Annotated in this window: 20 protein-coding genes; 7 read left to right on the plus strand and 13 right to left on the minus strand. The window is 61.1% G+C overall.

Annotated elements, in window-relative coordinates; all coding sequences use genetic code 11:
• The first annotated feature begins 204 nt into the window (after nt 1-204).
• Both mprF and C4J93_RS21355 read left to right on the plus strand, forming a co-directional pair.
• On the plus strand, nt 205-2,847 hold the full coding sequence (gene mprF, locus C4J93_RS21350) for a bifunctional lysylphosphatidylglycerol flippase/synthetase MprF (protein ID WP_124430405.1): 2,643 nt from the start codon (nt 205-207) through the stop codon (nt 2,845-2,847).
• Entirely contained in the window at nt 2,847-4,127 is a 1,281-nt protein-coding gene (locus tag C4J93_RS21355; RefSeq protein ID WP_124430406.1) for a virulence factor family protein, read from the plus strand. Before mprF ends, C4J93_RS21355 begins: the two co-directional genes overlap by 1 nt.
• Before the next feature lie 131 nt (nt 4,128-4,258).
• Here the strand turns inward: C4J93_RS21355 and recJ are convergent, their stop codons facing one another.
• The 3 genes from recJ to C4J93_RS21370 all read right to left on the minus strand — a co-directional run bounded on the left by recJ (nt 4,259) and on the right by C4J93_RS21370 (nt 7,233).
• Complete coding sequence (gene recJ / locus C4J93_RS21360; RefSeq protein WP_124430407.1) at nt 4,259-5,968, minus strand: single-stranded-DNA-specific exonuclease RecJ; 1,710 nt, start codon at nt 5,966-5,968, stop codon at nt 4,259-4,261.
• Nucleotides 5,969-6,126: 158 nt separating this feature from the next.
• Complete coding sequence (locus tag C4J93_RS21365; protein WP_124368227.1) at nt 6,127-6,669, minus strand: YaeQ family protein; 543 nt, start codon at nt 6,667-6,669, stop codon at nt 6,127-6,129.
• 279 nt (nt 6,670-6,948) lie between these two features.
• On the minus strand, nt 6,949-7,233 hold the full coding sequence (locus C4J93_RS21370; RefSeq protein WP_065896367.1) for a DUF3509 domain-containing protein: 285 nt from the start codon (nt 7,231-7,233) through the stop codon (nt 6,949-6,951).
• A gap of 312 nt (nt 7,234-7,545) precedes the next feature.
• On the opposite strand from C4J93_RS21370, the gene C4J93_RS21375 reads away from it, so the two are divergent.
• The gene (locus C4J93_RS21375) at nt 7,546-7,746 is read left to right on the plus strand and encodes a hypothetical protein (protein ID WP_057723913.1); all 201 of its coding nucleotides are present in this window, start codon (nt 7,546-7,548) and stop codon (nt 7,744-7,746) included.
• 86 nt (nt 7,747-7,832) lie between these two features.
• Here the strand turns inward: C4J93_RS21375 and thrC are convergent, their stop codons facing one another.
• From thrC to xerD, 4 genes are all read right to left on the minus strand, one after another.
• Nucleotides 7,833-9,242, minus strand: a complete 1,410-nt coding sequence (gene thrC / locus C4J93_RS21380; RefSeq protein ID WP_124430408.1) for a threonine synthase — start codon at nt 9,240-9,242, stop codon at nt 7,833-7,835.
• 66 nt (nt 9,243-9,308) lie between these two features.
• A complete protein-coding gene (locus C4J93_RS21385) occupies nt 9,309-10,613 on the minus strand; it encodes a homoserine dehydrogenase (protein ID WP_124368230.1) in 1,305 nt (434 codons plus the stop codon).
• 129 nt (nt 10,614-10,742) lie between these two features.
• A complete protein-coding gene (locus C4J93_RS21390) occupies nt 10,743-11,474 on the minus strand; it encodes a thioredoxin fold domain-containing protein (RefSeq protein ID WP_057723916.1) in 732 nt (243 codons plus the stop codon).
• A 140-nt stretch (nt 11,475-11,614) separates the two neighbouring features.
• Nucleotides 11,615-12,511: a site-specific tyrosine recombinase XerD gene (gene xerD / locus C4J93_RS21395; RefSeq protein ID WP_124368231.1), complete on the minus strand. Its 897-nt coding sequence runs from the start codon at nt 12,509-12,511 to the stop codon at nt 11,615-11,617.
• Nucleotides 12,512-12,619: 108 nt separating this feature from the next.
• Here xerD and C4J93_RS21400 point away from each other — a divergent pair, with 108 nt between their 5' ends.
• Nucleotides 12,620-14,419, plus strand: a complete 1,800-nt coding sequence (locus C4J93_RS21400; protein WP_124371744.1) for a sodium:proton antiporter — start codon at nt 12,620-12,622, stop codon at nt 14,417-14,419.
• A 75-nt stretch (nt 14,420-14,494) separates the two neighbouring features.
• Here C4J93_RS21400 and rplS read toward each other — a convergent pair whose 3' ends face one another.
• The 5 genes from rplS to ffh all read right to left on the minus strand — a co-directional run bounded on the left by rplS (nt 14,495) and on the right by ffh (nt 18,068).
• Nucleotides 14,495-14,845, minus strand: a complete 351-nt coding sequence (gene rplS / locus C4J93_RS21405) for a 50S ribosomal protein L19 (protein ID WP_003175895.1) — start codon at nt 14,843-14,845, stop codon at nt 14,495-14,497.
• A gap of 45 nt (nt 14,846-14,890) precedes the next feature.
• Nucleotides 14,891-15,664, minus strand: coding sequence for a tRNA (guanosine(37)-N1)-methyltransferase TrmD (gene trmD, locus C4J93_RS21410; RefSeq protein ID WP_177343966.1), 774 nt, complete (start codon nt 15,662-15,664; stop codon nt 14,891-14,893).
• On the minus strand, nt 15,646-16,182 hold the full coding sequence (gene rimM / locus C4J93_RS21415; RefSeq protein WP_124364258.1) for a ribosome maturation factor RimM: 537 nt from the start codon (nt 16,180-16,182) through the stop codon (nt 15,646-15,648). The genes trmD and rimM overlap by 19 nt, the downstream gene beginning before the upstream one ends.
• Before the next feature lie 5 nt (nt 16,183-16,187).
• The gene (gene rpsP / locus C4J93_RS21420) at nt 16,188-16,439 is read right to left on the minus strand and encodes a 30S ribosomal protein S16 (protein ID WP_124430409.1); all 252 of its coding nucleotides are present in this window, start codon (nt 16,437-16,439) and stop codon (nt 16,188-16,190) included.
• Nucleotides 16,440-16,691: 252 nt separating this feature from the next.
• Nucleotides 16,692-18,068 carry a signal recognition particle protein gene (gene ffh / locus C4J93_RS21425; RefSeq protein ID WP_124430410.1) on the minus strand — a complete coding sequence of 459 codons (1,377 nt, stop codon included), beginning with the start codon at nt 18,066-18,068 and terminating at the stop codon, nt 16,692-16,694.
• A 234-nt stretch (nt 18,069-18,302) separates the two neighbouring features.
• Between ffh and C4J93_RS21430 the strand changes: the two genes are divergently transcribed.
• From C4J93_RS21430 to C4J93_RS21440, 3 genes are all read left to right on the plus strand, one after another.
• On the plus strand, nt 18,303-19,115 hold the full coding sequence (locus C4J93_RS21430; protein WP_124364260.1) for an inner membrane protein YpjD: 813 nt from the start codon (nt 18,303-18,305) through the stop codon (nt 19,113-19,115).
• Between the two features lie 12 nt (nt 19,116-19,127).
• Nucleotides 19,128-20,366 carry a transporter associated domain-containing protein gene (locus C4J93_RS21435; protein ID WP_124430411.1) on the plus strand — a complete coding sequence of 413 codons (1,239 nt, stop codon included), beginning with the start codon at nt 19,128-19,130 and terminating at the stop codon, nt 20,364-20,366.
• A gap of 357 nt (nt 20,367-20,723) precedes the next feature.
• Entirely contained in the window at nt 20,724-22,034 is a 1,311-nt protein-coding gene (locus C4J93_RS21440) for an MFS transporter (RefSeq protein WP_124364262.1), read from the plus strand.
• Nucleotides 22,035-22,152: 118 nt separating this feature from the next.
• Here the strand turns inward: C4J93_RS21440 and purT are convergent, their stop codons facing one another.
• The gene (gene purT / locus C4J93_RS21445) at nt 22,153-23,334 is read right to left on the minus strand and encodes a formate-dependent phosphoribosylglycinamide formyltransferase (RefSeq protein WP_124430412.1); all 1,182 of its coding nucleotides are present in this window, start codon (nt 23,332-23,334) and stop codon (nt 22,153-22,155) included.
• Nucleotides 23,335-23,349 lie beyond the last annotated feature (15 nt).

The raw sequence follows: 23,349 nt of genomic DNA on the forward strand, positions 1-23,349 counted from the left end.
GCATCTTTCATGAAACCGTAGACGGTTTGTAGAGTCCATCCCATTGCACGCTATGCTCGATGCTCAAGCGCTACCTTCTACGACCAATGGCCGCAGTCGCCCCACTCGGTGATCCGCGTTAATATTTGTAATTATTTTGTCCATAGGGATTGGTAACTTGGCTGGATACCTCCATCCTGTCGCGCACAATCCACGAGGTGATTGATGCGCGCCAACTCGTCTGAACCACACGACACTGTCACAGCGGAACAACCGATCGCTCCCACTCGTTTGCGTTGGCTGGATCTGTTGAGCAAATACCGTCAGCCCATCGGCCTGGCCGTTACGTTGCTGCTGTTTGCAATTGCCCTGATCGCCTGCCGACACCTGCTGTTGGAACTCGACCTCTACGCGCTCCATGACTCGATCCTGGAGGTGCCTAAACCGGCCTTGCTCGGCGCGTTCGCGGCGGCGGTGGCCGGCTTCATCATTCTGTTGGGCTATGAATTTTCCGGCGCACATTACGCAGGCGTGAAACTGCCGGCCAAGACCCTGGCCCTGGGCGGCTTCACTGCCTTTGCCATCGGCAACGCTATCGGCCTGTCGATGCTCTCGGGCGGCTCGGTGCGCTACCGTTTATATGCACGCCACGGCATTGGTGCGTCGGAAGTCGCCCACATGACCGTGTTCGCCAGCCTGGCGCTGGGCTGCGCGCTGCCGCCACTGGCCGCGTTGGCCACGCTGAGCAACCTGCCGGCGGCATCGACCTACCTGCATTTACCGCAGAGCCTGCTGGGCGGTGTCGCCGGTGCGGTGCTGCTGTTGTCGGCCATGCTGTGCATCGGTATCTATCGCCGTCGCCTGCCGGAACAACCTTACCCGGATAACCTGCTGGTCAAGGCCGGGCGCCGCACCCTGCGCCTGCCTGGCCGTCGCCTGACGTTCCTGCAACTGGTCATCACCGCGCTGGACGTCGCCGCCGCCGCCGCTGTCCTTTATATGCTGCTGCCCGAAGCACCGCCTTTCGGCCCGTTCCTGTTGGTGTATCTGTTGGCCCTGGCCGCCGGCGTGCTCAGCCATGTACCGGGAGGCGTGGGGGTCTTCGAGGCGATCCTACTGGCGGCCTTCGCCGACACACTCGGCGCTGCGCCACTGGCGGCTGCCCTGCTCTTATACCGGATGATCTACGTGGTGTTGCCGCTGTTGATCGCCTGTATCTTCCTGCTGATCAACGAGGCCCAGCGCCTGTTCCAGACTCAGCAGAGCCTGCGCGTCGCATCCGGCCTTGCGGCACCGGTGCTGGCCGTACTGGTTTTTTTGTCCGGCGTGGTCCTGCTGTTTTCCGGCGCCACGCCGGAGATCGATTCACGCCTGGAAAACATCGGCTTCCTGATTCCCCACCGCCTGATTGACGCGTCGCACTTCGGTGCCAGCCTGATAGGCGTGCTGTGCCTACTGCTGGCCCAAGGCCTGCGTCGACGTTTGTCAGCCGCCTGGATGCTGACCATGGTGCTGCTGCTGGTCGGCGCCCTGCTCTCACTGCTCAAAGGCTTCGACTGGGAAGAAGCCAGCCTGATGACCATGACCGCCGTGCTGCTGGCGATCTTCCGGCGCTCGTTCTACCGCGCCAGCCGCCTGACCGAACTGCCCTTCTCGCCGCTGTACCTGGTGGCCAGCGTCTGCGTGTTGGGCGCGTCGATCTGGCTGTTGCTGTTTGCCTATCAAGATGTGCCTTACAGCCATCAACTCTGGTGGCAGTTCACCCTCGATGCCAACGCCCCGCGCGGCTTGCGTTCCTTGCTGGGTGCCGCCGTATTGCTGGTGATCGTTTCGCTGACCTGGCTGCTGCGTACCGCGCGCCCGGTGATCCACCTGCCGACCCCGGATGAGCTGGAACGCGCCAGCAAGATCCTGATGGCCTCTTCCCAGCCCGACGGCGGCCTGGCGCTGACCGGCGACAAGGCGTTGCTGTTCCACCCCAACGATGAAGCCTTCCTGATGTACGCCCGTCGCGGGCGCAGCCTGGTGGCGCTGTATGATCCGATCGGCCCGACTCAACCGCGCGCCGAGATGATCTGGCAGTTCCGCGACCTGTGCGACATTCATCACGCACGGCCGGTGTTCTATCAGGTACGCGCCGAGAACCTGCCGTACTACATGGATATTGGCCTCACCGCGATCAAGCTGGGCGAAGAAGCCCGGGTCGACCTGAAACGCTTTGACCTGGAAGCCAAGGGCAAAGAGATGAAGGATTTGCGCTACACCTGGAACCGTGGCACCCGGGACGGCTTGTCCCTGGAGATCTGCGAGCCGGGCACGGCGCCGATGGATGAATTAAAAGTTATCTCGGACGCCTGGCTAACCGGTAAGAATGTGCGTGAAAAAGGCTTCTCCCTGGGCCGCTTCAGCGACGACTACCTCAAGCACTTTCGGATCGCGATCATTCGCTTCGAAGGGCGCCCGGTGGCCTTTGCCAACCTGCTCGAGACGTACAACCATGACTTGGCCAGTCTCGACCTGATGCGCGCCCACCCGGACGCGCCGAAGCTGACCATGGAGTTCATGATGGTCGGCCTGATTCAACATTATAAAAACCACGGCTACGCCCGCTTCAGCCTCGGCATGGTGCCGTTGTCGGGCCTGCAACCACGGCGTGGCGCGCCACTGACCCAACGCTTGGGCTCGATGGTGTTCCGCCGTGGCGAGCAACTGTATAACTTTCAAGGTTTGCGCCGTTTCAAAGACAAGTTCCAGCCTGACTGGGAACCCCGTTACATGGCCGTGCCCGCAGGACTTGATCCGCTGGTGGCACTGGCCGATACCGCCGCCCTGATCGCGGGCGGCTTGACTGGATTGGTGAAACGCTGATGATTCGACGCTCCTGGCGGTATGTATTGGCCTTTGTTGTGCTGCTCGCGCTGATCCTGGGCGGCGGCTATTGGTACTGGAACCGCCCTGCCCCACAGCCGACCCTGGAGCAATTGCCCCAGGCCGACGGTTCGATGATGACCCGCGTGACTCCGGCCAGCGCCGCCAAAGCCCGCGTGGCGGTAGCCGTGATGGCCGACGAAACTCTCACCGACAGCCAATTGGTCGCCCTGAGCCAGGGCGGCTCGGCGCAGATCGTGCAAGTGGTGCTGCCTAAAGATGACTGCGCCCTGCAGGAGAAGGCGCTGCAAAGCGCCCTGGGCCAACTCAAAGGCCCGGCGACCCTGGTCAGCGGCATCGGCCCTGGCGCGGCGCTCGCCTGGCGCTGGCTGGCCACACAGACCGACGACAAGGCCAATGCCATCTCCGTCGGCTTCGCCCTGAAACAGGAAGGCTGCAACGACCCGCTGCCCAAAACCGCCGCCCATGGCAACTGGCTGGTGGCGTGGAACGACAACCCTGACGATGAAAGCGCCAGTTTCGTACGCGACACACCGCGTGCCACCACCAGCATCAGCGACTACGACATTCATTACCCGCAAGTGCTGAACAACGAGCTGCGCAAGCAACTGGTAGGTTCGGACAACGGCGGCCTGGCGATTCCGGTGGTGGAAGTTCCAGCAGGCCAGGCCAAGGACACCGTGACCCTGTTCCTCTCCGGTGACGGCGGCTGGCGTGACCTGGACCGCGACGTGGCCGGCGAGATGGCGAAGATCGGCTACCCGGTGGTCGGCATCGACACCCTGCGCTACTACTGGCAGCACAAGACCCCGGAACAAAGCGCCAAGGACCTTACCGAGCTGATGCAGCACTACCGGCAGAAATGGGGCACCAAGCGCTTCGTGCTGACCGGTTATTCGTTCGGCGCCGACGTCCTGCCGGCCATCTACAACCGCATGCCGGCAAACGAACAGCAACGGGTCGACGCAATCATCCTGCTGGCCTTCGCCCGCACCGGCAGCTTTGAGATTGAAGTGGAAGGCTGGCTGGGCAACGCCGGCAAAGAAGCCGCGACCGGCCCGGAAATGGCCAAGCTGCCAGCCGACAAAGTGGTGTGCATCTACGGCGCCGAGGAAGTCGACGAGAGCGGCTGCACCGACAAGACCGCCGTGGGCGAAGCCATCAAGCTGCCCGGCGGGCATCACTTCGATGAGAACTATCCGGCGCTGGCCAAGCGGCTGGTGGATATCATCGTCAAGCATCAGGGCAAAGCCGAGTAAGCAGTACACAAAACCAAATGTGGGAGGGGGCTTGCCCCCGATGGCGGTGGATCAGTCATATGAACAGTGACTGACACTCCGCTATCGGGGGCAAGCCCCCTCCCACATTTGTATCCCGGTGTCAGTTGGATCTAACGCGGTTCGATATGCGCAATCATCAACTGCACCGTTTCATTCCCACGATATTCATTCACGTCCAGCTTGTAGGCCAACTCCACCCACCGCACCGTCGGATTCGGCCAGACTTCACGGTCGACCCCAAACGCAATGCCATCGAGCTTCACCGAGCCACATTCGCTCTTGAGCACCACCTTCAAGTGCCGCTCGCCGACCACCCGCTGCTCCACCAACTGAAACACGCCGTGAAACAATGGCTCGGGAAAGTGCTGCCCCCACGGGCCGGCATGGCGCAGTGCGCGGGCCAGTTCCAGGTGAAACTCTTCCACCGCCAGGGTGCCGTCGGAGAGCAGCCGCCCGGTGAGGTCTTCTTCGCGCAGTTGCCGACGCACTTCGGCATCGAAGGCTTGGGCAAATAACGGAAAATTCGCTTCGGGCAGGGTCAGGCCAGCCGCCATCGCATGACCGCCATATTTGGCAATCAGGTTGGGATGCTGGCTGGCAACCACCGCCAGCGCGTCACGGATATGAAAGCCCTGTACTGAACGCCCGGAGCCCTTAAGCAGGCCATCACCGGCATCGGCAAAGGCGATGGTGGGACGGAAATAGCGCTCTTTCATGCGCGACGCCAGGATCCCGATCACCCCTTGGTGCCACTCCGGGTCGAACAGGCACAAGCCGTACGGCATCGATTCGACCGGCAAATCCTTGAGCTGGGCCAGGGCTTCGCGCTGCATGCCTTGCTCGATGGATTTGCGGTCCTGGTTCATGCCGTCCAGTTGCGCGGCCATTTCCCGTGCTGCGGCAATGTCCGTGGTGAGCAGGCATTCGATGCCCAGGCTCATGTCATCCAGGCGCCCCGCCGCATTCAGGCGCGGGCCAAGGATAAAGCCGAGGTCGGTGGAGGTGATACGGGCATGGTCGCGCTTGGCCACTTCAAGGATTGCCTTGATCCCCGGCCGCGCTCGACCAGCACGGATACGTTCCAGGCCCTGATGGACGAGGATGCGGTTGTTGGCGTCCAGCGGTACCACGTCGGCAACGCTGCCCAGGGCCACCAGGTCGAGCAACTCACCGATGTTCGGCTGCGGGCTGTTGTCGTACCAGCCCAGGCTGCGCAAGCGCGCGCGCAGGGCCATCAACACGTAGAAGATCACGCCGACACCGGCCAGCGCCTTGCTGGGGAAGGTACAACCCGGCTGGTTCGGATTGACGATCGCGTCCGCCGCCGGCAGTTCATCGCCCGGCAAGTGGTGATCCGTCACCAGCACCTTCAACCCCGCCGCCTTCGCCGCCGCCACGCCCTCGACGCTGGAGATGCCGTTATCCACGGTGATCAGCAACTGCGGCTCGCGCTGCAGCGCCACCGCCACGATCTCCGGCGTCAGGCCGTAGCCATATTCGAAGCGGTTGGGCACCAGGTAATCGACGTGGGCCGCACCGAGCAAACGCAGGCCCAGTGTGCCGACGGTGCTGGCGGTGGCGCCGTCGGCGTCGAAGTCACCGACGATCAGGATGCGCTGGCGCTGCTCCAGCGCCGTCACCAGCAGGTCGACAGCGGCATCAATGCCCTTGAGCTGCTGATAGGGAATCAACCGCGCCAGGCTCTTGTCCAGCTCGGCTTCCGATTGCACCCCGCGCGCGGCGTAGAGACGGGTCAGCAGCGGTGGCAATTCACCGAGGAAGGGCAGGACGGCGGGCAAGGGACGGGGTTCGATACGCATACGGTGGGGATAACTTCTCTACTGATAAAAGGGTTAAAACGACAATTCAAACGCTATAAAGATTAAATGTGGGAGGGGCTTGCTCCCGATAGCTGAGTGTCAGTCAATGATGTTGTGACTGATCCACCGCTATCGGGAGCAAGCCCCCTCCCACATGTTCAATCACGTCCGCCAACCAGCCATTCCAGTTGCACTTCATGCTGGCCACGGTCGTCGGTGACGAAGATCGTGCCTTCGCTGATCATCACATCCCACTTGATCACGCGAGGCATGTCCTTGGCCAGAACCTCGAGGATTTCCTGGGGGACTGCGGCGATGTGCACGTTTTTCAGGTTTTTCGCCACCGGCACGACCTTGCCTTCCCACACACGCAGGCTGCCATACGCCAGCAGGCTGGTACGTTCGGTACGGCGCGAGCACCAGGTCAGGCGGTCGGCATCCGGCTGGCCGACTTCGATCCAGTGCAACACCCGGTCATCCAGGCTCTTTTCCCACAGGGCCGGCTCGTCGACGTCCGACAAGCCACGGCCGAACGCCAATTGCTCGTTGTACCAGAGGGCGTAGGCCAGCAGGCGCACGGTCATGCGTTCTTCGGTTTCCGAAGGGTGGCGGGCGATGGTCTGCTTGACGCTCTCGTACACCGAACGGTCAAGGTCGGTGAGATTGAGTTCGAATTTGTAGGTCGTGGACGGCTGGGCCATGAACGGGCTTCTAAGACAAGGAAAGGCGATCAGTCTAACCGATGGCGAGGTCATTCAACGAATACTGCGCAGCAGCATGACCCGTTTGCGTTCGCAGGGCGCGCTGTGCCAAATCCCAGGCAAAAAGAAACCCCGAGGAGTGGGGAGACAACTCGGGGTTAAACGTGATCTACAAAGACCAGTACAACAAGCCACAAACACCGGAGCACAATGTTTGCTCTTGCTGTTACAAACTCTGACCGGCCGTGTTGTAGGAAGTTTCGAAGGATAAATAATTCTTCATGCGCAGACCGGGGTTCGTGTCATGGCGGCATTTCGCAAGGCTGCGATGACCGAGGGCTCGAGTCGACCTTCAGCGATTTTCAAATCGCGCAGCAGACAATCCACCACATCCACCAGCGCGCGCTTGTCGGTCAGCTGAGCGCGGTTGACTTCGCGCTCGACCATGATGGCGCCACCGGGGTTCTTCACGGTCACCAGGCATTCGCCCTGCACACCAGAGGTGGTCAGCGTAACCAGATAAGGGCTCAGTGCTTCTTCGAGCAACAGGCTGATACTTTCCATCTCGATCACCACTCAATAGTTCGGGAACAATCGTTTCAACGGGTGCTGCGTCTCTCCTAAGTGACTGGTCGTAACGTAGGAAAGTTCGCTTTTTCGTCTTTCAAGGGTTGTGCGGGGATGACGTATCCAGCATGCGCTTGCAACATGACAGGTAAAAAACGGCAGCACATAACTGCTTACGCAATGGGTTGCGGTTTTGGGGTAAGCCGAGCGCGCAGGCCAGGAGTGAATCCTATACTCGGTGAGCGCTGATCACCCTGCCGTGCGGGCAGAGTGCATGTCATGAGACCCTTATCACGAAGGATGAAGAGGATGCTGGAACACAATGAACAACAAGCGTCGATCGAGAAAATTCACGCGGACATATCACGCATCTATGCCGAACAACGCAAGTTCAATGCTGAAGTCCACAAGATAACCCGTGAGATCTTCTGGTACCCCGTGGGCATCGCAATAGGCTTCTTTACGGCTGTTGGCACGGTAATGGCGCTGGCCCATAAGCTACTCACGTAGACGATATTACTGGCGGGCCTGCCAGAAACAAAAAACGCCGCTGACCCTGGGAAGGGAAAGCGGCGTTTTTGTCTATGCGGTGCGCCTTACAGCGGCTTACCCCGATTGCCATGCTGGCTGACAAACGCCTGCACCGCCTTCAGGTCGTTAGCCAACACCGTGTAACGTTCTTCGCGCTCGAACAGATCAGCCAGGTGCTTGGGCAGCTCCAGGGCCTTGCCAACACCGGCCTGCTCCACCGCTTCCGGGAATTTGACCGGGTGCGCGGTGCCCAGGATCACCATCGGGATATCCAGGCTGCGACGGCACTCGCGGGCGGCCTTCACACCGATGGCGGTGTGCGGGTCGAGCAGCTCGCCGGTCTGGGCATAGACTTCAGCGATGGTTTCGCACGTCTGTGCGTCGTCCACTGCCAAGGAGTCGAACAGCTTGCGGGTTTCGGTCCAGCGCTCTTGCTCGACGCTGAAACCGCCACCTTGCTTGAAGCTGTTCATCAGCTCGGCCAGCGCCGCGCCATTGCGACCGTGCATGTCGAACAGCAGGCGCTCGAAGTTCGACGAGACCATGATGTCCATCGACGGCGACAGCGTGGCGTGCAGGGTTTCCTTGACGTACTGGTTGCCGCTCATGAAGCGGTGCAGGATGTCGTTGCGGTTGGTCGCGACGATCAACTGATTGATCGGCAGGCCCATGTTGCGTGCCAGGTAGCCGGCGAAGATGTCGCCGAAGTTGCCGGTCGGCACCGAGAACGACACCGAACGCGCCGGGCCGCCCAGCTGCAGGGAGGCGTGGAAGTAGTAGACGATCTGGGCCATGATCCGCGCCCAGTTGATCGAATTCACCGCCACCAGGCGTGTGCCTTTGAGGAAGCTCTGGTCGGCGAAGCTGTTCTTGACCATTTCCTGGCAGTCATCGAAGTTGCCGTCGATGGCGATGTTGTGGATGTTTTCACCAAACAGGGTGGTCATCTGGCGACGCTGCACTTCCGACACGCGCTTGTGCGGGTGCAGGATGAAGATATCGACGTTTTCGCAGTGCTTGCACCCTTCGATGGCCGCCGAGCCGGTGTCGCCGGAGGTGGCGCCGATGATCACCACGCGCTCGCCGCGTTTCTCCAGCACGTAGTCCAGCAGGCGACCGAGCAATTGCAGGGCAAAGTCCTTGAACGCCAAGGTGGGACCGTGGAACAGCTCAAGCACCCATTCGTTGCCGTTCAGCTGGCGCAGGGGCGCGATGGCGCTGTGGGAAAATACGCCGTAGGTTTCTTCCAGGATCTTCTTGAAGTCCGCATCCGGAATGCTGCCGGTGACGAACGGGCGCATTACCCGGAACGCCAGTTCGTGGTACGGCAGGCCGGCCCAGGAAGCGATTTCTTCCTGGGTGAAGCGCGGCAGGTTTTCCGGCACGTACAGGCCGCCGTCGGTGGCAAGGCCTGCCAGCAGAACGTCTTCGAAATTCAGGGCCGGTGCCTGGCCGCGGGTGCTGATGTAACGCATGACTGGCTCCTCTAAAACATTCTCGAACAGGGGCCGCCGAACGCTCGGGGCCCCTGGAACAATCGGTTAGTTCAAGTGCTCGACGCGGATACGAACGACCGGGCCCACTACACCTTGCAAGGCTTCCAGTGCGGCAATGGCATCGTTGATATGCTGCTCAAGCACGCGATGGGTCAGCAGGATCATCGGCACCTGGCCGTTCTGCTCCTCGACTTCCTTCTGCATGATCGATTCGATGTTGATGCCGCGCTCCGACAGGATGCTGGCCACCTGGGCCAACACGCCCGGATGATCCTGGGCCTGGATGCGCAGGTAGTAGGCACTTTCGCAGGCTTCGATCGGCAGGATCGGGTGGGCCGACAGCGAGTCCGGCTGGAAGGCCAGGTGCGGCACGCGGTTTTCCGGGTCGCTGGTCATGGCGCGAACCACGTCCACCAGATCGGCGATCACCGATGAAGCGGTCGGCTCCATGCCGGCGCCGGCACCGTAGAACAGGGTGGAACCGGCGGCATCACCGTTGACCATCACCGCGTTCATCACGCCATTGACGTTGGCGATCAGGCGGTCGGCCGGGATCAGCGTCGGGTGCACACGCAATTCGATACCGGCCGGGGTGCTGCGCGCCACACCGAGGTGCTTGATGCGGTAGCCCAGGGCTTCGGCGTAGTTCACGTCGGCGGTGGTCAGCTTGGTGATGCCTTCGGTGTAGGCCTTGTCGAACTGCAGCGGGATACCAAAGGCGATGGACGCCAGGATGGTCAGCTTGTGGGCCGCATCGATGCCTTCCACGTCAAAGGTCGGGTCGGCTTCGGCGTAACCCAGGGCCTGGGCTTCGGCCAACACGTCTTCGAAGGTACGGCCCTTCTCGCGCATTTCGGTGAGAATGAAGTTACCGGTGCCGTTGATGATGCCGGCCACCCAGTTGATGCGGTTGGCAGACAGGCCTTCACGGATCGCCTTGATCACCGGGATGCCACCGGCCACTGCCGCTTCGAAGGCCACGATCACGCCCTTCTCACGCGCCCTGGCGAAGATCTCGTTGCCGTGCACGGCGATCAGCGCCTTGTTGGCGGTGACCACGTGCTTGCCGTTGTCGATGGCCATGAGCACCAGCTCGCGGGCCACGGTGTAGCCGCCCACCAGCTCGATGACGATATCGATTTCAGGGTTGGTGGCCACGGCGAACACATCGTGGGTAATCGCAATACCGGTCGTTTCGAACTGAGGCTTTGGCGAACGCGTGGCAATCTGCGCCACTTCAATCTCGCGCCCTGCACGGCGGGAAATTTCTTCAGCGTTACGCTGAAGTACGTTGAAGGTGCCGCCACCGACGGTCCCTAACCCACAGATGCCTACTTTGACCGGTTTCACTGAAGAACTCCCCATGAAACGGCCGACTCAAGGTCGGCCGTGGAACACAGCCGCACAACTGCGGCTCTCAATTAATGGCCCGCCGACGGTTCGGCGGGCCATGCTCGTCAAAGGCTCGACGATAAATGCTTACTTGGCACCCAGTGCCAGTTTGGCAACTTGTGGTGCCGGCTGGTAGCCCGGAATTACCTGGCCGTCGGCCAAAACGATGGCCGGTGTGCCGTTCACGCCGATCGACTGGCCCAGGGCGAACTGCTTGGAAACCGGGTTGGCGCATTTGGCCGCCTTGATTTCCTTGCCGTCGACCATCTTGTCCATAGCCGCCTTCTTGTCGGCCGAGCACCAGACCGCTTGCAACTGCTCATCACCCGGCGAGCCCAGGCCCTGGCGCGGGAACGCGACGTAGCGCACTTCCACCCCCAGCTTGTTCAGCGCAGGCACTTCGGCGTGCAGCTTGTGGCAGTACGGGCAGGTGGTGTCGGTGAACACCGTGATGTGGGTCTTGGTTTCACCGATGGCCGGGTACACCACGGTTTCAGCCACGGGAATACCGTTGATCAGCTTGGACACGCCAAGGCGCTCGGCTTTCTCGGTCAGGTTGACCGGCTTGCCGTCCTTGAGCTGGAACAGGTAGCCCTGGACGATGTACTGGCCGTCGGCACTGGCGTACAGCACGCGGCTGCCCTTGAGCTTGACTTCATACAGGCCGGCCATCGGGCTGGCGCTGATGCTTTCGATGGGAGTGTCGAGCTGCAGGTTGACCAGACTCTTGCGAATGGCCTGCTCGGCTGCGTCATCAGCGACGGCAAAGGTGGAAACCAACGCAATGGCTGCGGCGGCAATAATCTGGGTCAAGCGCATGGGAACTCCTGAAGGCAGATGCAGGGACGGTGCAGGTACGCCGATTGGAAAATGGGGGTGTGACCGTCGCCTTTGCGAACCGACAAAGCCTACCACAGTTGGGCCGCAGGGCAGCCGGTGGCAGGGTAAATTGGGATTTTTCAGCCGCGCGGATGGTGCTTGGCGTGCATATCCTGCAAGCGCGCCCGCGCGACATGGGTGTAAATCTGCGTGGTGGACAGGTCACTGTGCCCGAGCAGCATCTGCACGACACGCAAATCCGCGCCATGGTTGAGCAAGTGCGTGGCGAATGCATGGCGCAGAGTGTGCGGCGACAGCGTCTTGCCGATCCCGGCGACCTTGGCCTGATGCTTGATGCGGTGCCAGAAGGTCTGGCGGGTCATCTGCTCGCCGCGCAGGCTGGGAAACAGCACATCACTGGGGCGGCCACCGAGCAATTCGTTACGCGCATCACGCATGTAACGCTCGACCCACACAATCGCTTCCTCACCCATCGGCACCAGGCGCTCCTTGCTGCCCTTGCCCATCACCCGCAACACACCCTGGCGCAAATTGACCTGCTCCAGGGTCAGGCTGATCAACTCGGTCACCCGCAGCCCGCAGGCGTAGAGCACTTCGAGCATGGCGCGATCGCGCTGGCCGATGGCTTCACTGAGATCCGGCGCGGCCAACAGGGCCTCCACGTCAGTTTCCGACAAAGATTTAGGAAGAGGCCTACCTAATTGCGGCATATCGACTTGTAGAGTTGGATCGATCGCGATGAGTTTTTCACGCAACAGATAGCGATAAAAGCCGCGCACACCGGAGAGAAATCTCGCGGTGGATCGCGGCTTGTAATGTTGCTCGAGGCGCCAGGCCAAGTGATCGAGGATCAGCTCTCGCCCGGCATTGATCAACTCCAGGTTTTTCTCCTGCAACCAACCGTTGAACAGGGCCAGGTCGCTGCGGTAAGCCTGGCGAGTGTTGTCCGAGAGGCCTTTTTCCAACCAAAGGGCGTCAAGGAAGCGGTCGATCAGCGGGTGGTCAATGGCAGGCATGGTTACTCAGGCGACGCGGCAAGGGGCTTGGCGCCATTTTATTTAGTGAACTGTGGCAAGGGCCACCAGTCTTTCATAGCCCGCTACTTCTAGGAACAGGAAGCTTTAATGAACGAACAACAGATCTTGTTGGCTTTCGGCGGTATCGGTGTGGCCGCGCTCGGCTGCCAATGGCTGGCCTGGCGCCTGAAGTTGCCGGCGATTCTGTTTCTGTTATTGAGCGGAATTCTGGCGGGGCCGGTACTCGGCTGGCTCGACCCGCAGGAAATGTTCGGCCCATTGCTGATGCCATTGGTGTCGCTGGCCGTCGCATTGATCCTGTTTGAGGGCAGCCTGACGCTGCATCTGTCGGAATGGAAGGAAATCGGCAGCGTGGTGCACCGACTGGTGACCCTTGGCGCGCTGACGACCTGGGCGGTGATCACCCTGGCAACCCACTGGCTGTTGGGTTTCGACTGGCTGCTGGCGCTGCTGTTCGGCACCTTGACGCTGGTCACAGGCCCGACCGTCATCGTGCCGATGTTGCGCGTGGTACGCCCCAAGGCGTCCATTGCCAACATCCTGCGCTGGGAAGGCATCGTCATCGACCCCATCGGAGCGCTACTGGCCGTGGTGGTCTACAGCTTCATCATTGCCAGTGCTTCGGGCGATGGCCTGAGTCACAGCCTGCTGACCTTTGGCGGCGTCATCCTCTGTGGCAGCCTGTTCGGGATTGTCGGGGGCTGGGTGCTGGGCCTGGTCATGCGCCGCCAGTGGTTGCCGGAATACCTGCATAACCTGGCCACCCTGGCGGCGGTACTGGGGGTGTTCATCGCCTCCAATCAGGTCATGCATGAGTCCGGCCTGTTGGCGGTGACCCTGATGGGCATGTGGATGGCCAACATGAAGGGGGTGGACGTGCGTCACATCCTGCACTTCAAGGAGAACCTCAGCGTACTGTTGATTTCCGGCTTGTTTATTCTGTTGGCGGCGCGCCTGGACCTGAACGCATTGATCGCCCTGGGGCCGTTCGTACTGATTCTGCTGCTGATCATTCAGTTCATTGCGCGCCCGCTGAACGTTGCAGTGTCCACCGTCGGCTCGAAACTGAACTGGCGCGAGCGCGCACTGCTGGCCTGGATCGCCCCGCGCGGGATTGTGGCCGCGGCGGTGTCGGCCATTTTTGCGATTCGCCTGGATGAGGCCGGCCACGAAGGTGCGTTGTTGCTGGTGCCGCTGACATTTGCGGTGATTATCGGCACGGTGGTGCTGCAGAGCGCGACTGCGCGTCCTCTGGCCCGCTTGCTGAAAGTAGCCGAGCCCGCGCCAAGCGGCTTTCTGATCGTCGGTGCGAACGGCCCGGCACGCATCCTCGGCAAAGCCCTGCAACAGCTTGGCAGCCGAGTGCTGCTGACCGATTCGAGCTGGGAAAACATTCGGGCCAGCCGCATGGAAGGGCTGCCGACCTACTTCGGCAACCCGGCATCACAGCATGCCGAGTCGCATCTGGACCTGGTCGGTCTCGGGCATTTGCTCGCGCTTTCCCCTTCCGGCGAGTTGAATACGTTGGCCACCATGCGCTTTCGTCATGACTTCGGGCATCGCCTGTTCGCCTTGGCCAACAGCCAGGAAAGCCGTCGCACCGACAAGCACCGGGCCAGCGGCGAGCATCGCGGGCACTTGCTGGGCAGCCAGCCGCTGAGCTACACCAAGCTTGCCAGCCTGTTGGGGCAAGGCGCCGAACTGTATACCACCCACCTGACCGATGGGTTTGGCTGGAGCGATTATCAGGCACTGCACGGGGAACGGGCGACACTGCTGTTTGCCCGCGATAGCAGCGGCTGGGTGCATGTGGTCACGCCAGAGAGCGATATGAAACCGCTGGCGGGATGGACATTACTGGCAGTCATTCAGCCTGGTCAGGCCTAGCAGGGCGCACTGCACAAATCGCAGGCACAAAAAAGCAGCCCGTAGGCTGCTTCTTTCTGCATCGGGAAGCTGGACTTAAGCCAGTTTTTCCTTGATGCGAGCTGCTTTACCGGACAGGTCACGCAGGTAGTACAGCTTGGCTTTGCGTACGTCACCGCGACGTTTCACAGCCATGCTGTCGATCTGCGGGCTGTAGGTCTGGAAAGTACGCTCTACGCCAACACCGTTGGAGATTTTACGAACAGTGAAAGCACTGTTCACACCACGGTTACGCTTGGCGATTACCACGCCTTCGAACGCTTGCAGACGCGAACGGTCGCCTTCCTTCACTTTCACCTGAACGACAATGGTGTCGCCCGGGGCAAAGGTAGGGATCTCTTTGGTCATCTGCTCTGCTTCGAGTGCAAGGATGATTTTGTTAGTCATGCTGTGCTCCTAAGATAAGTCAATGGACCTACCATCGATACGTTGTTAACTATCGTCCCGCGCGAGGATGTATTCCTCGAGCAGCTTCTTCTCTTCTCCAGAAAGCGAGCGGCTTTCCAGAAGATCGGCGCGTCGTTCATAGGTCCGACCAAGGGACTGCTGTAAACGCCAACGCCGGATGTGTGCGTGATTGCCACTTAGCAATACGTCGGGAACACGCTGATCCGCATACACCTCCGGACGGGTGTAGTGCGGGCAATCCAGCAAACCATCCGTGAAGGAATCTTCCTCCGCAGAGTCCGCATGCCCTAAAGCTCCAGGCAGCAGTCGTGTAACCGCATCTATCAGGACCATCGCCGGCAGCTCACCGCCAGACAGGACATAGTCCCCAATCGACCACTCTTCATCGACATGAGCTTCAATAAACCGCTCGTCAATGCCTTCATAGCGGCCGGCAATCAGGATCAGTGCTTCCTCATTTGCCAGTTCGCGTACCGCAGCCTGTTTCAGCTGACGGCCTTGAGGGGACAGGTAAATTACCTTCGCCTTCTCCCCGGCGGCGGCCTTGGCCTCAACCAACGCGTCTTCCAGGGGCTTGATCTTCATCACCATGCCCGGGCCACCGCCAAATGGGCGATCGTCCACAGTGTGATGCCGATCCGTCGTGTAGTCTCGCGGGTTCCAACAGGTGAGCTGCAACAGCCCCTGCTTCACCGCCCGACTGGTGATGCCGTACTCGCTGATGGCGGAAAACATCTCGGGAAACAAACTGATCACTTCAATGCGCAAATTAGCCACGCTTAGAAGTCCGCGTCCCATTCCACCTTCATCTCGCCCGCTGCCAGGTCGACGGCCAACACGCACTGCCCGGTATAGGGCAACAGGCGTTCGCGATCATCCAGGCTGCCAGCGCAAGGCTTGACCACCATTACATCATTGGCGCCGGTTTCCAGAAGATGATCGATTTTCCCCAGCAATTGCCCGAGTTGATCAATAACCTTCAGACCTTCCAGCTGGTACCAGTAGTACTCGCCGTCGGTCAATTCAGGGAACAGGTTGCGCGGCACGCAGATCTCATAACCGGCCAGAAGACGGGCTTCTTCACGATCATCAAGACCCTTGAGCTTTGCGACCAGGAACTTGTCGTTCCCGCGTCCACTGACCAGCTCGACCTGTTTCACACTACCTTCGCGCTTGAGCGTCCAGGTTTTGTACTGCAACAGGTTTTCAGTCGGATCAGTAAAGGAATACACCTTCACTTCGCCGCGAACGCCATGAACAGAGTAAATCTTGCCGATAACGATCAAATCATCAGCAACAGCTGGCGTCGCGTTCATATTGCTCAGACTGCGGCCTTAGCCGAGTCCTTCAACAACTTTGCAACGCGCTCGGATGGCTGTGCACCAACGCTCAGCCAGTAGGCTACGCGCTCTTGGTTCACGGACAGACGAACTTCTTGACCACGAGCAACAGGGTTGAAGAAACCAACCTGTTCCTTGTGCGAACCGTCGCGCGGGTTGCGGCTGTCGGTTACGGTCAAGTGGTAAAACGGGCGCTTTTTGGAGCCGCCAAGGGCAAGACGGATTGTTAGCATGTGAACATCGTTCCTGTAGTCGGTGCTGCAAATCTAAATGCACAGCGGGCATAGGTGCCCGAAAGGCCGCATATTCTAAGGAATATCCGGACTTTTGCAAATGTCTTTTTCTGGCGCCTATCAGCGTGCCATTCAGATCTGCTATAGAGCCGTCGGTTAAAACGGCAAGTCAGCGCCCGCCAACGGCGGGTTTGCTGGAGATCCCACATCCCTGTGGGTCGGAGCGCAAGCCAAGGCTTGTGCTCGAATACTTTACATTTTCGGCATACCGCCGCCGGGCAACATACCGCCCATGCCGCGCATCATCTTGGCCATACCGCCCTTGGCGGAGAACTTCTTCATCATCTTCTGCATCTGCTTGTGCTGCTTGATCAAGCGGCCGATGTCCTGCACCTGGGTGCCGGAACCCATGGCGATCCGACGCTTGCGCGAACCGCTGATCAGCTCAGGGTCGCGGCGCTCGGCCGGGGTCATGGAGTTGATGATGGCTTCCATCTGCTTGAACTGCTTCTCTGCCGCGCCCTGGGCGTTGCCCATTTGCGCCAGGTTCACGCCGCCGATGTTCGGCAGCTTGTCCATCAAGCCGCCGAGGCCGCCCATGTTCTTCATTTGCTGCAGCTGGTCGCGGAAGTCTTCGAGGTCGAAGCCCTTGCCCTTCTTCAGCTTTTTGGCCAGTTTGTCGGCTTTGTCTTTATCGAGCGTGGCTTCGGCCTGTTCGATCAGGCTGAGCACGTCGCCCATGCCGAGGATACGCGAGGCGATACGCTCCGGGTGGAACGGTTCGAGCGCTTCGCTCTTCTCGCCCATACCGATGAACTTGATCGGCTTGCCGGTGATGGCACGTACCGACAGCGCGGCACCGCCACGGGCGTCGCCGTCTACCTTGGTCAGGATCACGCCGGTCAGCGGCAGTGCGTCACCGAAGGCCTTGGCGGTGTTGGCGGCATCCTGGCCGGTCATGGCATCGACCACGAACAGCGTCTCGACCGGGTTGATCGCGGCATGCAGCGCCTTGATCTCGCCCATCATTTCTTCATCGATGTGCAGGCGACCGGCGGTATCGACGATGACCACGTCGATGAATTTCAGCTTGGCTTCTTTAATAGCCGCAATGGCGATATCAACCGGCTTCTGGCTCAGGTCCGACGGGAAGAAGGTCACGCCCACTTCGCCCGCGAGCATTTCCAGCTGCTTGATCGCGGCCGGACGGTAGACGTCGGCCGATACCACCATCACCGACTTCTTCTTGCGCTCTTTAAGGAAGCGCGCCAGCTTGCCGGCGGTGGTGGTCTTACCCGCACCTTGCAGGCCGGCCATCAGCACGACGGCCGGTGGCACGGCGCTGAGGTTCAAATCTTCGTTGGCCGCGCCCATCAGGCTTTCGAGTTCGGCCTGGACGATCTTCACGAACGCCTGGCCCGGGGTCAGGCTGCGCGACACTTCAGTGCCGACCGCACGCTCCTTGACCGAGTTGACGAAGTCCTTCACCACCGGCAAGGCCACGTCGGCCTCCAGCAACGCCATGCGCACTTCACGCAGGGTGTCTTTAATATTGTCCTCGGTCAGCTTGGCCTTGCCGGTTACGTGGCGCAGCGTCTGCGAGAGACGGTCAGTCAAGTTTTCAAACATGCGCGATCCTTTCAGGCCCTATTCATCGAAATGCATTGGTAGACCGAGGTAATGGCGGCCCAGGCTGTGGTAAATCGCTATTAAAAACAGCGCTCGGCGAGCCTGCGGCGTGGGCAGGTCGCGGATTATAGCGAAGACTGCGCCCATGCACACCCGCTGTCTGGCCCGGGAGTCTTTCGTGCAGCGCAGGTGTGTGCCAAACTCAGCGCCTTTCGGGCTTGCCTATCAGGATTTATGCTCCCCTTGTCACCCAGCTTGCTACCCAGCCTCGCCGCCGCCATCGTGTATGCCGCTGCGACTCTCTATCAGGGCTCTCGTCTGGCCCAAGGCACCAAAGCGGACAAACGTCTGCTGGTCGGCCTTGGCGTGCTGGCCCTGCTGGCCCATGCGGCCAGTCTGTTTACCCACCTGCTGACCCCGGTTGGCCTGGGCCTGGATTTTTTCAGCGCCGCCAGCCTGATCGCCGCCGCCGTTATCGCACTGACGCTGCTGGCGTGCTACCGGATTCCGGTCGAAAACCTGCTCGTTCTTTTATTCCCGCTGGGCATGCTCACGGTACTGCTGGCGCAGTTCGCGCCCACCGGCACCGTCCAGGTGATCGATGAAGAGCCGGGCATCCTCGCGCATATCCTGCTGTCGATCCTGGCCTACGGCATGTTCACTATCGCGGTGTTCCAGTCGCTGCTGGTGCTGCTGCAAGACCACCAGCTCAAGCACAAGCACCCGTCCGGGCTGATCAAGAACTTCCCGCCGCTGCAAACCATGGAAAGCCTGCTGTTCGGTTTTCTGTGGGCCGGCTGGACCTTGTTGTCGCTATCGCTGATTTCCGGCTGGCTGTTCGTCGAAAACCTGTTCGCCCAGCATCTGGTGCACAAAACCTTGCTGGCCTGCCTGGCCTGGGTGGTGTTCAGCGTATTGCTGTGGGGCCGCAACCGCCTCGGCTGGCGCGGGCACAAGGCCATTCGCTGGACCCTGGCCGGTTTCTGCCTGCTGATGCTGGCCTATTTCGGCAGCAAGCTGGTTCGCGAATACATCCTGCATATCTGACGGGCGGCGATCATGGACAACTTGCCCCTTGGGCCGATGCTCGCCGTAATTGCCCTGCTGATTTTATGGGCGGCACTGTTTACCGCCATCGAAGCCGCGCAACAACACCTGCTGGCCCTGCGCCCCGGCACACGCCAGGGCGACAAGGCCGCCGCGCGCCTGAGCTTCCCGCGACACAGCCTGATCCTGTGCAACAGCCTGTGTCGCGCAGCCGTCGTGATTCTCTGCACGCTGCTGGCGATCTATGCCTGGGCCCAGAACGGGCCGTGGCTCGGCTGGCTGATCTCGTGCGCGTTGCTGCTGATCCTCGCCGATTACTTGCCCCGCGCCCTGGCTACCCGTTATCCGCAGGCCATCCTGGGCTTCGGTAACGCCCTGCTGGGCGTGCCGCTGAAAATCCTCTATCCCGCCGCCTGGCTGCTCAATGGCATCAGCCTGCTGTTGCTGCGCCCGTTCGCGCGCAAGCCGGGCATAGTGAAAAAGAGCGACGAACCTTCGTCCGACCACGACGACGAGCCGCAGCACGACGCCGACCAAGAGCGCATGCCCAGCATGCCGGGCATCCATGCTCTGGACAACATCACCGTCAACGACATCCTGGTGCCACGCAGCGACGTGGACGGCATCAACCTGGATGACACGATCGAAGACATCATCGAGCAACTGCGCACCTCCCAGCGCACGCGGCTGCCGGTGTTCCACAGCGATATCAACCAGGTCGAAGCGGTGCTCAACACCCGGCAGGTCCAGCATCTGCTGCCCGATGCCAGCCTGACCAAGGAAGCGCTGCTCGCCGCCTGTCACGAACCCTACTTCGTGCCGGAGAGCACGCCTCTGCAGCTGCAACTGCTGAATTTCCACAAGCAGCAGCGGCGCCTGGGCATGGTGGTGGACGAGTACGGCGAAGTGCTGGGCATCGTGACCCTGGAAGATATCCTCGAAGAAATCGTCGGCGAATTCGAAAGCGACCAGGCGGTGGATAACCCCCATGTCGAAGCCCAACCCGATGGCCGCTACATCATCGACGGCGCTGCCTCGATCCGCGAACTGAACAAAAGCCTGGGCTGGCACCTGCCCAGCGACGGCCCCAAGACCCTTAACGGCCTGGTGACCGAAGCGCTGGAGACCATTCCGGACTGCGCGGTGTGCCTGAAGATTGGCCGCTACCGCCTGGAAATCCTCGAGACCGAGGACAACCGGGTAAGCAAGGTGCTGATCTGGCACACCAGCCACGTGCCAATAGCCGCATAACCCTCCTGACACACAAAAATCCAATGTGGGAGGGGGCTTGCCCCCGATAGCAGAGTGCCAGTCACTGCATCAGGTGACTGATACACCGCTATCGGGGGCAAGCCCCCTCCCACATTTGAATTGTGGCGCTCCAACCACTTGTTGTAATTCCAAACCCCTTCCTATAATCCCTGCGGCTTACCCAAGCCCCCGCCCGACCGCGTGCTACCCGCACTCAGCGCGTCCAGGCAGCGCTTTACCCTGTCCGAGCGGTGTTTGCTCCCATCCCGAGCCACTCCGCGCACAACCCTGATCCATGGGTGTTCGACCAATAATAATCCGCGTCCAAACGCGCAATGACCAATCCGGGATACTGCCATGAGCACCACGTATAACGAGGCCGCAACCGCCGCCCCGACCAACTCGACGGCCCGTGTGGCCACTGCGAGCATCGTCGGCACCGCCATTGAGTTCTACGACTTCTATATCTACGCCACGGCTGCGGCACTGGTCATCGGCCCGGTGTTCTTCCCGCAAACGTCCGGCACCGCGCAGATGCTCGCGTCGTTCCTCACATTCGGTATCGCATTCATAGCGCGCCCACTGGGTTCGGCGCTGTTCGGCCACTTTGGCGACCGTATCGGCCGCAAGTCGACGTTGGTGGCCTCCCTGCTGCTGATGGGCGTGTGCACCACCCTGATCGGCTTGCTGCCGGGCTACGACAGCATTGGCGCCTGGGCACCGATTCTGTTGTGTGTATTGCGCTTCGGCCAAGGCCTGGGCTTGGGCGGGGAATGGGGCGGCGCGGCATTGCTGGCCACCGAGAATGCCCCCAAGGGCAAGCGCGCCTGGTTCGGCATGTTCCCGCAACTGGGCCCGTCGATCGGGTTCCTGGCGGCCAACGGCTTGTTCCTGATCCTGGCCATGAGCCTGAACGACGAGCAGTTCCGCAGCTGGGGCTGGCGCATTCCGTTCATCCTCAGCGCGGCGTTGGTGATGGTGGGCCTGTACGCACGGCTCAAGCTGCACGAGACGCCGGTGTTCGCCAATGCCGTGGCCAAGGAAAAACCGGTGAAAGTGCCGCTGGTGGAACTGTTCAGCCAGCATTGGCTGCCGGTGCTGCTGGGCGCTGCGTCGATGGTGGTGTGCTATGCGCTGTTCTATATCACCACGGCGTTTTCCCTGAGCTACGGGGTGTCGACCCTCGGCTACAGCCGCGAAACCTTCCTCGGCCTGTTGTGCTTCGCAGTGCTGTTCATGGGCCTGGCGACGCCGCTGGCAGCGCTGGCCAGCGACCGCTACGGGCGCAAGCCGGTGCTGATTGTCGGCGCGGTCCTGGCAATCCTGTCGGGCTTTACCATGGAGCCGCTGCTGACCCACGGCTCAACCTGGGCCGTGGCGCTGTTCCTGGCGCTGGAGCTGTTCCTGATGGGCGTGACTTTCGCGCCGATGGGCGCGCTGCTGCCGGAACTGTTCCCGACCCGCGTGCGTTATACCGGCGCGTCGGCGGCGTATAACCTGGGTGGGATCGTAGGGGCGTCGGCCGCACCGTTCTTCGCGACCAAGCTGGTGGCGATGGGCGGGCTGAGTTATGTCGGTGGGTATGTGTCGGCGGCAGCGTTGCTCAGTTTGATTGCGGTGCTGTGCCTGAAAGAGACGCGGGATAATGATTTGAACAGGGTGGCCTGACTGATCGTTCCCACGCTCTGCGTGGGAATGCAGCCCAGGACGCTCTGCGTCCCAAAGCATGACGCAGAGCGTCACAAGAGGTATTCCCACGCGGAGCGTGGGAACGATCAAGCTGAGGTTACAGCTCTACAACAACCGCCTTGGAAGCCCGGGTCGCCTTGGCTCGAGCCGCTTCAATCGACTCATCCCGCGCCAACGCCACGCCCATGCGGCGCTGACCATTCACCTCAGGCTTGCCAAACAGACGCAACGCCGTATCCGGCTCGCTCAAGGCCGCACCGAGGTTGGCGAATGCCGTCTGCGTCGACTGCCCTTCCACCAGGATCACCGCCGACGCCGAAGGCCCGAACTGACGGATCAACGGGATCGGCAGGCCCAAGATGGCGCGGGCGTGCAGCGCAAATTGCGACAGGTCCTGAGAAATCAGGGTCACGAGGCCCGTGTCATGTGGGCGCGGTGACACTTCGCTGAACCACACCTGGTCACCCTTGATGAACAGCTCCACGCCAAACAGACCACGGCCACCCAGGGCTTCGGTCACCGCTTTGGCAACCCGCTCGGATTCGGCCAGGGCAATCGGGCTCATGGCCTGGGGCTGCCAGGATTCCTGGTAGTCGCCCTTCTCCTGCCGGTGGCCGACGGGCGCACAGAAAGTGGTGCCACCGATGTGGCGCACGGTCAGCAGGGTGATTTCGTAGTCGAAGTCGATAAAGCCTTCGATGATCACACGGCCTTTACCCGCACGGCCGCCTTCCTGGGCGTAATCCCAGGCTTGCTGTACATCGTCCGCGCTGCGCAGCAGGCTCTGGCCCTTGCCCGAGGAACTCATCACCGGCTTGACCACGCAGGGAAAGCCCAGGTCTTGCACGGCCTTGCTGTAGTCCTCGAAGGTGTCGGCGAAGTGGTACGGCGAGGTCGGCAGGTCCAGCTCTTCGGCGGCCAGGCGACGGATGCCTTCGCGGTTCATGGTCAGCGATGTGGCACGCGCGGTCGGGATCACGGTGAAGCCTTCGGCTTCCAGCTCGACCAGGGTAGCGGTGGCGATGGCTTCGATTTCCGGCACGATGAAGTGCGGCTTCTCCGCCTCGATCACGGCGCGCAATGCGGCGCCATCGAGCATGTTGATCACATGGCTACGGTGCGCAACCTGCATGGCCGGCGCATTGGCGTAGCGATCCACGGCAATCACTTCAACGCCCAAGCGTTGCAGTTCGATCACCACTTCCTTGCCCAGCTCACCGCAGCCACACAGCAAAACGCGGGTCGCGGTTGGCGACAATGGAGTTCCGATTCGGGTCATCTCAGGTCCTCAGGG

The sequence above is a fragment of the Pseudomonas sp. R2-37-08W genome (assembly GCF_003851705.1).
GTDB lineage: Bacteria > Pseudomonadota > Gammaproteobacteria > Pseudomonadales > Pseudomonadaceae > Aquipseudomonas.

Bases quoted from the DNA above. Each gene is read 5' to 3' on its own strand.
- mprF (WP_124430405.1), top strand. From the start codon at position 205: ATGCGCGCCAACTCGTCTGAACCACACGACACTGTCACAGCGGAACAA.
- C4J93_RS21355 (WP_124430406.1), top strand. From the start codon at position 2,847: ATGATTCGACGCTCCTGGCGGTATGTATTGGCCTTTGTTGTGCTGCTC.
- recJ (WP_124430407.1), bottom strand. From the start codon at position 5,968: ATGCGTATCGAACCCCGTCCCTTGCCCGCCGTCCTGCCCTTCCTCGGT.
- C4J93_RS21365 (WP_124368227.1), bottom strand. From the start codon at position 6,669: ATGGCCCAGCCGTCCACGACCTACAAATTCGAACTCAATCTCACCGAC.
- C4J93_RS21370 (WP_065896367.1), bottom strand. From the start codon at position 7,233: ATGGAAAGTATCAGCCTGTTGCTCGAAGAAGCACTGAGCCCTTATCTG.
- C4J93_RS21375 (WP_057723913.1), top strand. From the start codon at position 7,546: ATGCTGGAACACAATGAACAACAAGCGTCGATCGAGAAAATTCACGCG.
- thrC (WP_124430408.1), bottom strand. From the start codon at position 9,242: ATGCGTTACATCAGCACCCGCGGCCAGGCACCGGCCCTGAATTTCGAA.
- C4J93_RS21390 (WP_057723916.1), bottom strand. From the start codon at position 11,474: ATGCGCTTGACCCAGATTATTGCCGCCGCAGCCATTGCGTTGGTTTCC.
- xerD (WP_124368231.1), bottom strand. From the start codon at position 12,511: ATGCCTGCCATTGACCACCCGCTGATCGACCGCTTCCTTGACGCCCTT.
- C4J93_RS21400 (WP_124371744.1), top strand. From the start codon at position 12,620: ATGAACGAACAACAGATCTTGTTGGCTTTCGGCGGTATCGGTGTGGCC.
- rplS (WP_003175895.1), bottom strand. From the start codon at position 14,845: ATGACTAACAAAATCATCCTTGCACTCGAAGCAGAGCAGATGACCAAA.
- trmD (WP_177343966.1), bottom strand. From the start codon at position 15,664: ATGGGACGCGGACTTCTAAGCGTGGCTAATTTGCGCATTGAAGTGATC.
- rimM (WP_124364258.1), bottom strand. From the start codon at position 16,182: ATGAACGCGACGCCAGCTGTTGCTGATGATTTGATCGTTATCGGCAAG.
- rpsP (WP_124430409.1), bottom strand. From the start codon at position 16,439: ATGCTAACAATCCGTCTTGCCCTTGGCGGCTCCAAAAAGCGCCCGTTT.
- ffh (WP_124430410.1), bottom strand. From the start codon at position 18,068: ATGTTTGAAAACTTGACTGACCGTCTCTCGCAGACGCTGCGCCACGTA.
- C4J93_RS21430 (WP_124364260.1), top strand. From the start codon at position 18,303: ATGCTCCCCTTGTCACCCAGCTTGCTACCCAGCCTCGCCGCCGCCATC.
- C4J93_RS21435 (WP_124430411.1), top strand. From the start codon at position 19,128: ATGGACAACTTGCCCCTTGGGCCGATGCTCGCCGTAATTGCCCTGCTG.
- C4J93_RS21440 (WP_124364262.1), top strand. From the start codon at position 20,724: ATGAGCACCACGTATAACGAGGCCGCAACCGCCGCCCCGACCAACTCG.
- purT (WP_124430412.1), bottom strand. From the start codon at position 23,334: ATGACCCGAATCGGAACTCCATTGTCGCCAACCGCGACCCGCGTTTTG.